General features: G+C 57.8%; 12 protein-coding genes. 6 read left to right on the top strand and 6 right to left on the bottom strand.

Annotation, left to right across the window (positions count from 1 at the left end; translation table 11 throughout):
* Positions 1 to 64 precede the first annotated feature (64 nt).
* The 3 genes from K1W69_RS21035 to K1W69_RS21025 form a co-directional block, all read right to left on the bottom strand.
* The gene (locus K1W69_RS21035) at positions 65 to 904 is read right to left on the bottom strand and encodes a phosphatase PAP2 family protein (protein ID WP_220230405.1); all 840 of its coding nucleotides are present in this window, start codon (positions 902 to 904) and stop codon (positions 65 to 67) included.
* Between the two features lie 48 nt (positions 905 to 952).
* Positions 953 to 2,266, bottom strand: a complete 1,314-nt coding sequence (gene glyA / locus K1W69_RS21030; protein WP_220230404.1) for a serine hydroxymethyltransferase — start codon at positions 2,264 to 2,266, stop codon at positions 953 to 955.
* Positions 2,267 to 2,514: 248 nt separating this feature from the next.
* Positions 2,515 to 3,795, bottom strand: a complete 1,281-nt coding sequence (locus K1W69_RS21025; RefSeq protein WP_220230599.1) for a L,D-transpeptidase family protein — start codon at positions 3,793 to 3,795, stop codon at positions 2,515 to 2,517.
* 317 nt (positions 3,796 to 4,112) lie between these two features.
* Here K1W69_RS21025 and K1W69_RS21020 point away from each other — a divergent pair, with 317 nt between their 5' ends.
* Positions 4,113 to 5,183 (top strand): saccharopine dehydrogenase, encoded by a 1,071-nt coding sequence (locus K1W69_RS21020; protein WP_220230403.1) that lies wholly within the window; start codon positions 4,113 to 4,115, stop codon positions 5,181 to 5,183.
* An 84-nt stretch (positions 5,184 to 5,267) separates the two neighbouring features.
* The gene (fumC, locus tag K1W69_RS21015; protein ID WP_220230402.1) at positions 5,268 to 6,668 is read left to right on the top strand and encodes a class II fumarate hydratase; all 1,401 of its coding nucleotides are present in this window, start codon (positions 5,268 to 5,270) and stop codon (positions 6,666 to 6,668) included.
* 8 nt (positions 6,669 to 6,676) lie between these two features.
* Here fumC and ldtR read toward each other — a convergent pair whose 3' ends face one another.
* The 3 genes from ldtR to K1W69_RS21000 all read right to left on the bottom strand — a co-directional run bounded on the left by ldtR (position 6,677) and on the right by K1W69_RS21000 (position 8,800).
* On the bottom strand, positions 6,677 to 7,186 hold the full coding sequence (gene ldtR / locus K1W69_RS21010) for a transcriptional regulator LdtR (RefSeq protein WP_258571246.1): 510 nt from the start codon (positions 7,184 to 7,186) through the stop codon (positions 6,677 to 6,679).
* Positions 7,187 to 7,316: 130 nt separating this feature from the next.
* Complete coding sequence (locus K1W69_RS21005) at positions 7,317 to 7,748, bottom strand: DUF6163 family protein (RefSeq protein WP_370688283.1); 432 nt, start codon at positions 7,746 to 7,748, stop codon at positions 7,317 to 7,319.
* Positions 7,745 to 8,800: an enoyl-CoA hydratase/isomerase family protein gene (locus K1W69_RS21000; RefSeq protein WP_220230400.1), complete on the bottom strand. Its 1,056-nt coding sequence runs from the start codon at positions 8,798 to 8,800 to the stop codon at positions 7,745 to 7,747. The genes K1W69_RS21005 and K1W69_RS21000 overlap by 4 nt, the downstream gene beginning before the upstream one ends.
* A gap of 170 nt (positions 8,801 to 8,970) precedes the next feature.
* On the opposite strand from K1W69_RS21000, the gene hemB reads away from it, so the two are divergent.
* The 4 genes from hemB to K1W69_RS20980 all read left to right on the top strand — a co-directional run bounded on the left by hemB (position 8,971) and on the right by K1W69_RS20980 (position 14,490).
* Positions 8,971 to 10,002: a porphobilinogen synthase gene (gene hemB / locus K1W69_RS20995; RefSeq protein ID WP_220230399.1), complete on the top strand. Its 1,032-nt coding sequence runs from the start codon at positions 8,971 to 8,973 to the stop codon at positions 10,000 to 10,002.
* A 114-nt stretch (positions 10,003 to 10,116) separates the two neighbouring features.
* Entirely contained in the window at positions 10,117 to 10,593 is a 477-nt protein-coding gene (locus K1W69_RS20990; protein WP_220230398.1) for an RDD family protein, read from the top strand.
* Positions 10,594 to 10,766: 173 nt separating this feature from the next.
* Entirely contained in the window at positions 10,767 to 12,500 is a 1,734-nt protein-coding gene (locus K1W69_RS20985) for a DUF4153 domain-containing protein (protein WP_220230397.1), read from the top strand.
* 151 nt (positions 12,501 to 12,651) lie between these two features.
* A complete protein-coding gene (locus tag K1W69_RS20980) occupies positions 12,652 to 14,490 on the top strand; it encodes an SLC13 family permease (protein ID WP_220230396.1) in 1,839 nt (612 codons plus the stop codon).
* The last annotated feature ends 4 nt before the right edge of the window (positions 14,491 to 14,494 follow it).

Below are 14,494 nucleotides of genomic sequence, written 5' to 3'. Positions count from 1 at the left end.
GGTTCAACGCAGTCTGGAGCCGGAACCGCCCGGTCCGTTCGCGGATTTTTCCAATCATCTTGCTCTATGCTTTGCCTGTAAGCCTGCGCGCTCGCTCGACGACCCCGCCGGCGAATCTGCGAACGTACTTAACAGAACTGCTCCATGCATGGAAATAGGCGCCGGGAAAGCTGCCCGCCGCATCGGACCAGATGCCGGCGACCGTAAACTCCCGCCGATGGCGATTAATGTCGAACAGGCGATAAAGAAGAACGCAAATCAGGGTGCAGAACAGAATTGCAAAGATCGTGTCGCTGGTGAAGTGCCGTCCGAGCATGATCCGCAGCATTGCCGCAACGCCCGCTGCCGCGACGATAAGCCAGGACAACGGTTTCCAGGTGAAGACCCTGTCGTTTTTTCCCATGAGGATGATGAGAACAGCCGCAAACGTCGCCGCCGCCGAGCCTTCGCCGGAGACAAACGAACAATTCTGCATACACTGGTCGCTTATGGAGAAGGCAGACGAGAAATTCGCGTTGCCGCCGAATTCCAGCACCTGTTGCGGTCGCGCCCTGCCCCAATACTCCTTCAGGATCCCGTTGACCAGGAGTCCCGGCCCAAGCAGGAAGGATGAGCAGACAAAGGCCCAGACGTTTCTGTGAACCTTCAGCCGTCCGGGCTCATAGAAGCTCGTGAGATACATCAGCAGACTAAAGATGATGCCGGCTGTAATAATCCAGATGAAGGCGGAGCGAAGAAAGCGAACATAGGGATTCCAGGTGAGGAAAAACCGTCCGCTGTCATTCGTAAACAGCGAGCTGATCCAGATGTCGATTCCGGGTAAACCGACGAACAGGACAGTCGTGAACAGGCAAACGGAGAGCAAGACAGCCAGTGTTTTCCAGAACTCCAGCTCGCTGTTCATCCCCATCTGTTCCCGTGCATTATCCGAATGAAGCAACGCCCGCGACCGTCAGAGGTCCTGATAAATCGGGAAACGGTCCGTCAGGGCGATAACCTTTTGCTTGACGGCCTGCTCGACGGATGCGTTGCCTTCTTCCGAATTCGCCGTGCGCAGTCCATCCATCACCTCGAGAATCAGCAAACCAATTTCGCGGAATTCGGCAGGTCCGAACCCACGGGTCGTGCCGGCTGGCGTTCCGAGCCGTATGCCGGACGTGATGGTCGGCTTTTCCGGATCGTTTGGCACGCCGTTCTTGTTGCAGGTGATGAAGGCCCGGCCGAGCGCCTGTTCGGAAGCCTTTCCGGTCAGGTTTTTAGGTCGCAGATCAACCAGCATCAGATGCGTGTCGGTTCCGCCCGAAACGATGTCGAGCCCGCCCTCGACCAGCGTTGACGCAAGCACCTTGGCGTTTTCAACGACCTGTCTCGCATAGTCGGAGAATTCCGGCGTCAAAGCCTCGCCGAACGCGACCGCCTTGGCGGCGATTACGTGCATCAGCGGGCCGCCCTGCAGACCGGGAAAGACCGCCGAATTGATTTTCTTCGCGATGTCTTCGTCATTTGTCAGCACGAGGCCGCCGCGCGGTCCGCGCAGGGTCTTGTGGGTGGTCGAGGTTGCGACATGGGCGTGCGGAAACGGGCTGGGATGAACGCCGCCGGCGACCAGGCCAGCGAAATGCGCCATATCGACCCAGAACCACGCGCCGACGCTGTCGGCGATGGCGCGGAACCGCGCAAAGTCTATTTCGCGGGAATAGGCTGAACCGCCGGCGATAATGATGGCAGGACGGTGCTCCCGCGCCAGCGCTTCGACCTGGTCGAAATCTATCAGGCCAGTCTCCGGCACGACGCCGTACTGGACAGCGTTGAACCACTTTCCGGACATATTCGGACGCGCGCCGTGCGTCAGGTGTCCGCCGGCGTCGAGACTCAAGCCGAGGATCGTGTCGCCCGGCTTCGCCAGCGCCATCATGACCGCCTGGTTCGCCTGACTGCCGGAATTCGGCTGCACATTGGCGAAAGCGCAGTCGAACAGCTTGGTGACCCGCTCGATCGCAAGGTTTTCCGCAATGTCGACATACTGGCAGCCGCCATAGTATCGCCTGCCCGGATACCCTTCCGCGTATTTGTTGGTCATTACCGAACCCTGCGCCTCCAGCACGGCGCGGGAGACGATGTTCTCGGAAGCGATCAATTCGATTTCGTGACGCTGGCGATCGAGTTCATCCCCGATCGCCCCGAACAAAGCCGGATCAGCCTCCTGCAGGGACCGCGTGAAAAACGTGTCGGTGGAAGTTGCCGGAGATATGGCTGCATCTGACATTCGGAGGTTTCCCTTCAGCTGTTCGGTTCGATCTTGCTGATTCTGCAGGTCTGCGCAGGCCGGAATTCCGACCATCTCTCGCGCTCGTCTGGCGACTCAATAATGCGATGCGGCAAAATACTCAAGAACGGCGGCGCAATCCTGTGCCGCTAGCGAATTGCGGCGACAGGTTTTGCGACATGGGAAACGTTTTCGCAGCTTTCGAGGCGAAGTTCGAATGACGCAAGGCGCCTCGAAAACGCCCGGCCTTATTGGAGAGCGAGTTCTTCCACGCCGTCACGATGGTAAATATCGTCACGGAACTGGACCACGCCATCGGATGTCGACCAGGCGGTTATGTAGGTGAAATACACCGGAACCGGATCAGCGAGCGCAATTTCCGTATTCTCGCCGGTAGCGATTACGGTTTCCATGGTCTGGCGATCCCAGCCGGCCGTGTTTTCCAGCAGCCAGGTCGTAAGGTCTCGCACGTTCTGGACGCGAACGCATCCGGAAGACTCGAAGCGCATCAACTGACCGAACTTCGACTGCTGCGGCGTATCGTGCATGTATACGGCATGCGGATTGTGGAAGTTGATCTTGGTCGACGCCATGGCGTTGATCTTGCCGGGATCCTGCCTGAACATCAGTTTCGGCGCCTCTTCCACGCTCCAGTCGATCGTCTGCGGGGAAACCTCGTTTCCGTGATAGTCGAAGAGCCGGATGTTGTTGCGGGTCAGATAGGTCGGATCCTCCCGCATCAGCGGCATGATGTCCTTCTCGACGATCGAGCGCGGCGCCGTCCAGTACGGATTGAGAATGATCTCGTGTATCTTGGAGTTCAGGATCGGCGTCTGGCGACTGATCTTGCCGACGATAGCCGTATGGCGCTGCACGACGCGATTTCCCTCAACCGCCTCGATCTGAGCCGCGGGAATATTGACGACGACGTAACGATCTCCAAGGAAACCGGACATCGATTTCAGCCGCACCAGATTGGTTTCAAGCTGGCCAAGACGGATATTGGCGGGAACGTTTAGCGCCGCGAAGCTGTATTGACCGAGAACGCCGTCCGCCGGCAGGCCGTGACGCGCCTGGAAACGCTTGACGGCTCCCTCGACATAGGTGTCGAAGGCGTTGGAGGCGCCGGCCGCGCGCGGCAGGTCGCCGGAAATAAAGAGACGCTGACGCAACACCGACACGGCAGGATCGTTGTCGCCAAGCTGAAGCTTGTTGGAGGCGGGCACCATTGGCCAGCCGCCCTGCATCACGATATTGTTGTAGGTGCGAATGGCGTCTTCGACGTAAAGCACCGTCTCGGGGCTCAACATCGGCACGCGGGAACTGACTTCCTGACCACCGCGGGACCCTTGCGCGTCGAACTGATCGTCCCACGAACCGCGCTGAGGCGCATTGATAATGCTCTGGATCGCGGACTGCGACAGTGTCTGGGCGGACGCGCCGGAGGCTGCCAACCCTAGTCCAGTCATCGCCGCGCCTCTGACGAAAGCGCGTCGCGACAGATGTTTACCGATCTTCATTTTCGACATTTGCATTTACCGTCCGGCGAAGAAAACTGTCATCCATCGTTCATAACAGCCATATGCTTAACAAAACGCGATCATAGGCGCTACGATCCGCCTGCGCTCTTCACGATATTGCGAGTGCGCGGCTCTGGATCACAGGATCGCGACGCCACCCAGGAGCAACGATCGGGTCTCGAGTTTCACAGCAATATGGCCAATTCAAGGACTATTACTAACCGATCCCCTGCAAGGTCGCAAATCCGGTCAGACCGAATATGTTTGCTCCCCCGTGATCATTTTGTCACATAGGTCGACGCCACTCATATTGCCAGGAGGCCACCGTGAAAATTCACCTGAGGGACGAGGATCGGCCTACCGAGCGCCGTGCGCCGGTGACCCCGCAGCATGCGCGGACACTGATCGAGGCGGGATGGGACGTCGATGTTGAAACAAGCGCCAAGCGGATCTTCCCCGACAGCGACTATAATGCGGCCGGTTGTCATATGAAGCCCGCCGGAAGCTGGATCGATGCGCCCGGCGATACGGTGATCCTCGGCCTGAAGGAACTGCCTTCCCTTCCCGAGACATTGCCTCACAGGATGATCCACTTCGCCCATATCTACAAGGACCAACATGGCTGGCGGGAGGAACTGCGCCGCTTTGCGCGCGGAGGCGGCCGACTCTACGACCTTGAATTTCTGGTGGATTCGGAAGGCCGCAGGAAAGCCGCTTTCGGATACTGGGCCGGCTGGGTCGGGGCCGCCCTTGCGCTTTGGCGTCACCTGGCGCGCGATCTCGGCGCCGCCGGCCCCTCGAAAGGCTTGAGCAGTTTCGAAAACAGGGACGCGCTGCGCTCGGAAATAGAAACGCTTGCGCAAGGTGGAAAACGCCTTCCCCGCGCGATCGTCATCGGGGCGAAGGGTCGTTCCGGACAGGGCGCGGTCGATGCGCTCAGCATCGCCTGCGGCGAGATTACCGAGTGGGACAAGGAAGAGACCGCCGATCTCGATCGGAGGGCGCTGACCAATCATGACGTTCTGGTGAATTGTGTGCTGGTATCCGGCCCCGGATTGCTTCTGCTTACTCCGGAAAACCTTGGAGGGCCAGACCAGAAAATCAGAACGATTTCAGATGTATCGTGCGATCCCTTAAGCGACTACAACCCGCTGCCCATCTACCGCGAACCGACAAGCTGGAAGCGACCGTTCATCACGGTGGGCATGAACGGCGACGGCGAAGAAATTGAACTGACCGCCGTCGATAATTTGCCGTCATTGCTGCCTAAAGAAGCCTCCGAGGACTTCTCCAGGCAATTGCTTCCCTCCCTTCTCTCCTTCGATCACGGAGAGGAGTGGCGGGCGGCGCTTGATTTATTCGAAAGCAAGATCAGAAAACTGGAGATGGCCGGATAACCAGGTGAGCGGTATTGCCAACAGACGCAGCATCGCCTTAAGGACTTCCCCAATCTATTCAAACACTGGAACCGGAGAGTGACGATGACGGATTTTCGCAACGAATCAGACAGTCTCGGAACGGTTCAGGTGCCAGCCGACAGGCTTTGGGGCGCCCAGACCCAGCGATCGCTGCACTATTTCAGCATTGGCGACGACCTCATGCCCGAGGACATGATCACCGCCTATGCGACTGTGAAAAGGGCTGCTGCGACCGTCAACCATCGCGGCGGCAGGCTGGAAAAGAAACAGTACGATCTCATCGTGCAGGTGTGCGATGAAATTCTGGCTGGCGAGCATCGCCAGGAATTTCCGCTTCACGTCTGGATGACAGGCAGCGGCACCCAGTTCAACATGAACGTGAATGAAGTCATCTCCAATCGCGCCTGCCGGATCGCAGGCACGGAAGTCGGCAGCAAGTCCCCGGTTCACCCCAATGACCACGTCAATATGGGACAGTCGACGAACGATTCATTTCCTACCGCCATGTGTATCGCCGCCGCCGAAGGTTCCGCCAAGCGGCTCCTGCCAGCCGTTCGCGCGCTACGGGATTCGCTCGACGCAAAGGCGAAGGCGTGGGACGAGATCGTGAAAATCGGCCGCACCCACATGCAGGACGCGACGCCGCTTACGCTGGGCCAGGAGTTTTCCGGCTATGTCGGGATGCTTGACGATGCTGCGCGTCATGTGGAGCAGTCGCTCGAAAGCGTTTTCAGGCTGGCGCTTGGCGGCACTGCGGTTGGCACCGGAATCAACACAGCGGCCGGTTTCGACGTGGAAACCGCAGGCGAGATCGCTTTTCTTACCGGCCTGCCCTTCGTGACGGCGCCCAACAAGTTCACGGTGCAGGGTTCCCATGACGCTCTGGTTAACCTGCATGGCGCGCTGAAGGTGCTCGCCACCGCGCTCTTCAAGATCGCAAATGATATTCGACTTCTGTCCTGCGGACCGCGCTGCGGATTTCAGGAGCTGATCATTCCCGAAAACGAGCCGGGTTCGTCAATCATGCCCGGCAAGGTCAATCCGACGCAGTGCGAAGCGCTTGCCATGCTGGCGGCGCAGGTGATGGGCAACGACGTTGCTGTGACGATCGGGGGCGGCGCAGGATACCTGGAAATGAATGTCTACAAGCCGCTGATCATATTCAATCTGTCGAAATCCATCCGGCTGATGACCGATGGCTGCGACAATTTCCGTCAGTTCCTGGTCGAGGGCATGGAGCCCAACCGCAAACAGATCGACGCCTATGTCGAGCGCTCGCTTATGCTGGTGACCGCTCTCAGCCCCGTCATCGGCTACGACAAGGCCTCGAAGGTGGCGCATCACGCGCATCACCACGACTTGTCGCTGCGCGAGGCGGCGCTTGCTCTCGGCTTCGTCGATGCGGAAGAGTTCGACCGTATCGTCGACCCGGCCGCGATGGTGCGGCCGGCCAAGGCCGAATAGGTCTCCGCCTACAGCCGGTAGAGGATCTGGTCGTTCCAGAAACGATCCAGTCGCTGCAACGCCTTGTTCATCGTCTGGAATTCTTCGGCGCTGATGCCTCCGACCTGTTCGATTGAACCGATATGGCGGTCATAAAGGGCGGCCACGACGTCGGCGACTTCCCTGCCCTTGTCCGTCAGACTGATGCGGACGGAACGACGATCGACGCGCGAACGGCTGTGATTAATGAAATCGAGATCGACCAGCTTTTTCAGATTGTATGAAACGTTCGATCCGAGATAGTAGCCGCGGCTACGCAGTTCGCCGGCCGTCAATTCCGAATTGCCGATATTGAACAGCAGCAACGCCTGAATAGCGTTGATGTCGTTACGGCCATTGCGGTCGAATTCGTCCTTGATTACGTCGAGCAACCGGCGATGCAAGCGCTCTACGAGTTGAAGGGATTCCATGTAAAGCGAACGCAAAGCATCGCGTTCGACCTTCGGCGGAGACTGCTCCGCGCGCTGTCTGTTTTCCATTGTCATGCCTCACTGTTTTTTGCCGGTTGTTTTTTCCGGCTTGAGGCAACACTATCGAATACGTCTAAAATTCACCTTAAAATGCAGCATTAACAGGAGGTTACCTGAACGAATGCAAATTGAGGGTGAATCAAATATTACTTCCGCCCATTTCACCGCGTGGATTGAAGTAGATGATGAGCCGTAAAATCACATAGGTAGCGGCGACCACGCAGTGGATGGCGAGCAGGTACCAATAGTTTCCATAAAGGGATGAAAACCCGCCATACATCAGGGATTCCGCCGCCGCCGCCACGATCCATACGACCGGTCCCCAGGACACCAGCATCCACAGGCCGATGCCGGCGACCGGCCACAGCACGGCGAGGATAGCCACCGCGGCTTTCCAGTGAGACGGCAGAACGTCGAACCGCCAGGCGCCGCCGCCGTAGACGCCTATGAGCAGCGACCAATACCACAGGCCGGCCCCAAGACAGTAGAAAGCCACGATCCTCTGGAAGATATCGAAGACTGTTTCCGCCGCAGTAGGACGCGGCGGCATCGGCTCCTGGACATCGGTCACGCGTCGGGCACTCCTTCAAGATCGCCGTTTTCCAATGACGTGAAATAGGCGTCCACCATGTCTTTTGTAACCTTGTCGAGACTGTCCGGATCCCATTGCGGCGTCGCGTCCTTGTCGATGATGACGGCGCGAATGCCCTCGTAGAAATCATGTCCCTGCAACATTCTCACGAGGATCCGATACTCCATACGCATACATTCTGCCAGACTGCGCCCGCGGCCTTCGGCCAGCTGACGGAACGTCACGGCCATACTCACCGGACATTTGGAAGACATCTTTTCCTGACAGATCGCAGCAACCGGATCGGACTCCGTTCGAGACCTGAGATTGCTTATGACGTCCGTAAGCGTGTCGCCCGTAAAAATATGTCTGATATGTTTGTGGTCGTGGCTGGCCGGCGCCGCCTTCGCCGGATCGCACAGATCTGACAAGACCTTCTCCGGATCTCCGGTCTCGGAAAGCAGACGTAGAATATTGTCCAGATCATCAGACCGGGCGCTATGGGTGGCGATCCCGCACTTCAACGCATCGCCGGATTTGACGCGGTCGCCCGTCAGCGCAAGATAGAGGCCAAAATTCTCTTCCAGGCGCGGCAGGAAATGGCTTCCGCCGACATCGGGGAAGAAGCCGATGCCGACCTCCGGCATGGCGAAAACCGCATTCTCGGTCATGACGCGATATCGGCCGTGGACCGATATGCCAACGCCGCCGCCCATCACGATGCCGTCTATCAGGGACACGATCGGCTTGGGATAAACGCCCAGCCATGCATTGAGACGATATTCATCCGCGAAGAACCCATAAGGTGGATCGCCCGCCATGCCGCGTGTATGAACCTCCAGCAGATCTCCGCCGGCGCTGAAGGCGCGACCTGCCGCCTTGATTACGACTACCTGGACCCGTTCATCTGACTGCCATTCGCCGAGCGCGGCAGACATCGCCTTGATCATGCCATGGTTGAGCGCGTTCAGCGCCCTTTCACGAACAAGCGTGACGACGCCGGCCCGTCCGCTTATTTCAAACTCGATCTGGCCGGCTATGTCGAACTGCATTGCAGGCCCTCCCTGTCAGAAACAACCCTTCGTCTATGCAAAGCCCTGCGCGTGGCGTCAATGGCCGTGACGGAAATGTTGTCGCATGGCTCCGGTTAGCGGTTTGGCGCAACAGCAACGACATGATAAGGAAGCGGCAAGGCAACCACTTTATCTACAGCGGAGCAAGCATGAACCGCCAATTCACCCGGGACACACTCGGCCGCAGCGTTGACGACATTACCGGCAGCCGGCGCATGCGTCGCAACAGAAAGGCGGACTGGACCCGCCGAATGGTGCAGGAAAACCGGCTCACCGCCGACGACCTGATCCTGCCGATCTTTGTCGTGGCCGGCGAAAACCGCAGCGAACCGATCGAAGCAATGCCCGGTCTGTTTCGGTTATCGCCGGATCTTGCGGCGCGCAAAGCCGAAAGAGCAGCCGAACTCGGAATCCCGGCTATCGCCACCTTCCCGGCCATCGACGCCGAACTGAAAGACAATTCCGGTTCGCATATCCTGAATCCGGACAACGTCATCAATCAGGCGTCGGCGGCTATAAAGAAGGCGGTTCCCAAAATCGGAGTGATCACCGATGTCGCTCTCGACCCGTTCACCGACCACGGCCATGACGGCGTCCTGCGGGACGGCGAGATCCTGAACGACGAAACCGTCGCGCAATTGACGGAAGCCGCGCTTCTGCAGGCGGAAGCCGGCGCCGATATCATCGCGCCTTCCGACATGATGGACGGCCGCATCGGCGCGATTCGCGAGGCGCTGGATCGAAACGGCCACCAGAATGTCGGCATCATGTCCTACGCGACGAAATTCGCTTCCGCCTTCTACGGCCCCTATCGCGAGGCGATCGGCACGCAGGGCCTTCTGAAGGGCGACAAGCGCACCTACTATATCGATCCAGCCAATAGCGACGAGGCTGTGCGCGAGGCGGCGCTCGACGTCGAGGAAGGCGCGGACATGATCATGGTCAAGCCGGGCCTGCCCTATCTCGACATCATCTTTCGACTGAAGCAGACCTTCGAAATGCCGACCTTCGCCTATCAGGTGTCAGGCGAGTATTCGATGATCAAGGCCGCCGCGCAAAACGGCTGGATCGACGGCGAAAAGGTGATGATGGAAACCCTGCTCGCCTTCAAGCGCGCCGGTTGCGATGGAATTCTCAGCTATTTCGCAGAGGAAGCGGCGGAACTTCTCCAGAAGACCTGACCGCGGGCGCGGCCAGCGCCAACTTGATATCAGAGGTCGCAATACCCACTTGCTGGGTGTTCGCGCGCGGCCATGCAACCGTGCGAGAGAGCAAAAAGCACTGGAGATGAAGTTATGTCGCTTGCGGAAGCAGATGTCATTGTGGACAGAAACCCCGATCTGGACAGCTGGAAAAGTTTCAGCGGCGTGCGGTCGCGACGGGTTTTCGCGTTCCTGATCGACTACGCTTTGATCCTGGCGCTTTGTGTGCCGGCCGCGGTGCTGGTTTTCTTTATCGGCGTTTTCAGCCTTGGCCTTGGCTGGATGCTCTATTCCATCCTCTTCTTCCTGGTCGCTGTGCCCTATATCGGCCTGACGCTGGGCGGCCTGAATCAGGCGACGCCTGGAATGCGCCTCAATGGCATCAAAATGGTGCGGCTCGACGGCGCGCCGGTCGACTCCATGCTCGCGATCGCCCATGGCGCGCTGTTCTGGATCGCCAACGCTGTGCTGACGCCGCTGATTTTGCTCGTCAGCCTGTTTTCCGGCAGGAAACGCCTGCTGCACGACATGCTTCTGGGCGTCGTCGTCATCCGCGACGAAGCTGCATAGTCGGCAAAACAACCTATACGGTCATATTGAGGCCTTGGTTCCCATAAAGATGGCGTGGCGAATTTTTTCATTCGCTTCTCATTTCCTGAGGGATAATCCGAGTGTCATTTCTGAACGGCATTGCGACCCGCGCGCCTTCGATTTCAAAGACATTCGCACGATTTCCATTGCCCGTGCTGGCGAGCGTCATTGCGGCGGTGATCGCCAATCTCGACATTGCCAAACTCTACAAGCTCGCTGACTACGATAATGAAATTCCTGGATACAGCCAGTTTTCCTCTACTCAGATATATGCGGCTCTGACAGCCGCCTTCTTCGCATCCGGCGCGGCCCACCTGTTCGCGGAAAGCGCGCGTTGGAAAACAGGCGCAAATTATGCTCTTGCCGGAGTGGTCGCTCTGATTGCCGCTGCACCCTTCTGGCTCGTCAGCGGCCTCGGGATGAGTGTTCTGCTCACCTTCTGGCTGCCGGGAATTCTTTTACTCCTGATGGTTTCCGGTTTTCTACACGGGCGCAACGACGATCTAGCTCTGTGGACTTTCAATTACCGTCTCGGCCTTGCTGTCATCCTGGCCGGACTCGCCGCGCTTGCGTTCATTCTTGGAGCCTACGCAGTTCTTGCAAGTATCGACTATCTTTTTGAGCTCGATCTCAAATACGACATCTATGATCATGTCTATATGACCGGGTTGCTACTGATCGCGCCGCTCTTCGGATTGGAGATGGTCCCGTCAGATTTGCACGGTTCAGGCGAATTAGAAAAGAAGGGGCTCACATATCGGGTTCCTCTTCTCCTTCTCACCTATCTCCTGCTTCCACTTCTGCTCATCTACACGATTGTTATATACGCCTACGCCGCGAAGACCGCCCTTGCATGGGAACTCCCGCGTGGACAGGTGGGAGTGATGGTTCTGTCCTTTGCCGCCGGTTGCGTCTCGATCTGGATGCTGGCGATCCCCTATCGCGACAGCAGTTCTCTCTTGCTACGGCTGTTCCGGAGAAACTGGTATTGGCTCCTGATCGTCCCGCTTGTTCTCTTCGTCATAGGGACCTACCGTCGCGTGTCCGAATACGGGATCACCCCGGAACGTTACGGTCTTATCCTCGTTGGAATCTGGATCGTCGGCATGATCTGTCTCTTTGCGATACGCAGACAAAAGGTCCAGCCGCGCGTCGTCATCGCCACACTCGCCATCATGCTGATGTTGGCGTCCTTCGGACCGTGGGGCGCGGCTGACGTTTCCGTTCGCGACCAGTTCAGGCGACTGGTCGCCTTGCTGGAAGAAAATCAGATTTTGGTCGACGGCAAAATCGCGCCGCCTCAGACGACCGACACCAATACGAGAGAGAGCATAAAATCCCTGCTTACATTCCTGTCCAAGTCAGGACATCTGAGCGATCTGAAAGTCTATTTCGAGGACAGCGAAGATGAAGAAAAATGGTTCGATCGAATTGACAGTATAAGACGCCTTACGGCCAGGCTTTCTGGCGATGAATCCGAAACGAGAAGAATGCAGGACGTAGAGTTTCGCAGCCGCAAACCGGGGCACGTAGAAGCTGATGGCTCCACGCTAGTATCCGGCCCCTATAAGCTCGGCAACAAATGGGGTCGCGCTATCGATACGTTGGCTGGTCAGTTAAAAGTTGAGATGCAAGAAGGTCATCTGCGTGTCGACTATAAAGAGCGGCATTGGACCATATCCGCCAGACACATTTTGGACGAAGTGCAAAACCGGCACCCGGCAACAATGGACGAGGCGATACCCTTTGAAATGGATGGACCTGAAGGCCGGGCATGGCTCATCGTTAACTCGCTCACTGGCGAACTCCATACAAAGATGGGCGATGGGTCGGATTCGTCTGATATTTCAAGCTTGAATGCTACTTTCGTCATAAGCACAGACTGAGTTGCACAAATTCGGGAACCATTTCCCGCAAACATCTCCTTCCCGGCAATGAAATCCTGAATCGGGACTGATAATCGCAACAAGCCGCTTTGATGGCGCCAATTCCATCGCTAAGATCGCGCACCGTGCAACAAAATACTCAGGGCGGCGCATGCACGAATTTCATCTCTACGCGACATACGCGATCATATTCTGGACGATTGTGGCCTTTGTCAGTGAGCGGTTCTCCATCGAAACCGTTTCACTGGGCTGTCTGTCGGCAATCCTTCTGCTGTTCGGCGTTTTTCCTTATGAACAGGCCAACGGCGACATTCTGGATATGCGCAGCATTCTCGCGGGCTTCTCCGATCCGGCGCTCGCAACTGTCATTGCGCTGCTGATCGTCGGCCAGGGGTTGTTCGCCACAGACGCAATCGACGGACCGGCAAGGTTCATCAGCAGGCTTGGTGGATCGAGCAAGAACCTGACGATCTTCATCGTCATCATCGCCGCCGGTCTTCTGAGCGCCTTTCTCAACAACACGCCGGTGGTGGTGATCTTCATCCCGATCCTCACGGTGATTGCGGCGCAGCGGCGATATCCCGGATACAAGGTGTTCATGCCACTGTCCTTCATGAGCATCCTCGGCGGGATGACAACGCTGATCGGTTCGTCCACCAACCTGATCGCGGCGGGCGTTGCAGACGATTTCGGCGTTTTCATCTCGTTCTTCGACCTGACCGGCATGGGGTTGATGCTCGCCGTCATTGGCGGCCTCTACGTCATCTTCCTGATGCCCCGCATGCTCACCGAGCGCACTTCGACAATAGACCGCGCCAAGACCGACCGCGGAACCCAGTTCATCGGCGAAATTCCAATCACCGCAGGACACCCCTTTGTGGGCATTGCTTCCAAATCCGGCATATTTCCGGGCATCAAGGATCTGACGCCGCGGATTCTTCTGCGTCGCGATGTTCCGTTTCTGCCGCCATTCGAAGACATCACATTGTCGCCGGGAGACACGTTGGTGGTGACCGGTACGCGCAAGGCGTTCTCTCGGTCGCTCGCTCATGGCAATGCGATCGCCGACACGGATGAAAAAAGCGAGGATCGTGAAGCAGCGGAAGACGCGCAAGAGTCTGCGCGACCCGGGCCCGGCTATCACCTGGCTGAGGCAGTCGTTGCGCCGGGCTCGCGTTTCGCCGGCCGCACAATCCAGCTGTCCGGCATTCGCGCCCGCTTCGGGATCTCCGTGCTTGGCGTGCAGCGAAAGAGCAGGATGGCGCGAACGCCGTTATCCGAGATCCGGCTTGAGCCCGGAGACACGCTGCTTCTTGGCGGCAATTACGAGCAGATCACGCAGTTGCGCGGCGACCACGACCTTTTGCTATTGGAACATTCCGCGGAGGCGGTGCCGCAGAGCCGAAAGGCGAAGATCGCCTTCGCCATCTTCTTTGCAATTGTCGTTCTGGCGGCTTTCGAGATCGTTCCGATCGTTGTGAGCGCGATTACCGGCGCAGCGCTGATGATGGCGACAGGCTGTCTGACCATGTACCAGGCGGTGCGCGCATTCGATCGCCAAATCTATCTGCTTGTCGGCTCGTCCATCGCCATGGCGACTGCGCTCGACAGCACCGGAGGCGCGGCGCTGATCGCCCAGGGTTCGGTCGATCTCCTGAAAGGCGCGCCGGTGCCGGTCATCCTGTCGGTCCTGTATCTGGTCATGGCCGGCGTCACAAATGTATTGAGCAACAACGCGACGGCGGTTCTGTTCATGCCAATCGCGCTGAACATGGCGCATGGACTCGGCGCTTCGCCGGTCGCGTTCGCTTCCGCGGTCATCTTCGCGGCGAACACCTGTTTCGCCACCCCGATCGCCTATCAGACCAACCTGCTGATCATGGGACCTGGTCATTACAGCTTCAGAGACTATCTTAAAGCAGGACTGCCTCTGGTTTTTATTGTCTGGTTGGCCTTTTCACTTCTTGCGCCATGGTATTATGCGTTGTAATTTT

Source organism: Flavimaribacter sediminis (genome assembly GCF_019492055.1).
Lineage (GTDB): Bacteria > Pseudomonadota > Alphaproteobacteria > Rhizobiales > Rhizobiaceae > Flavimaribacter > Flavimaribacter sediminis.
This window is presented reverse-complemented; position numbering and strand designations above follow the sequence as displayed.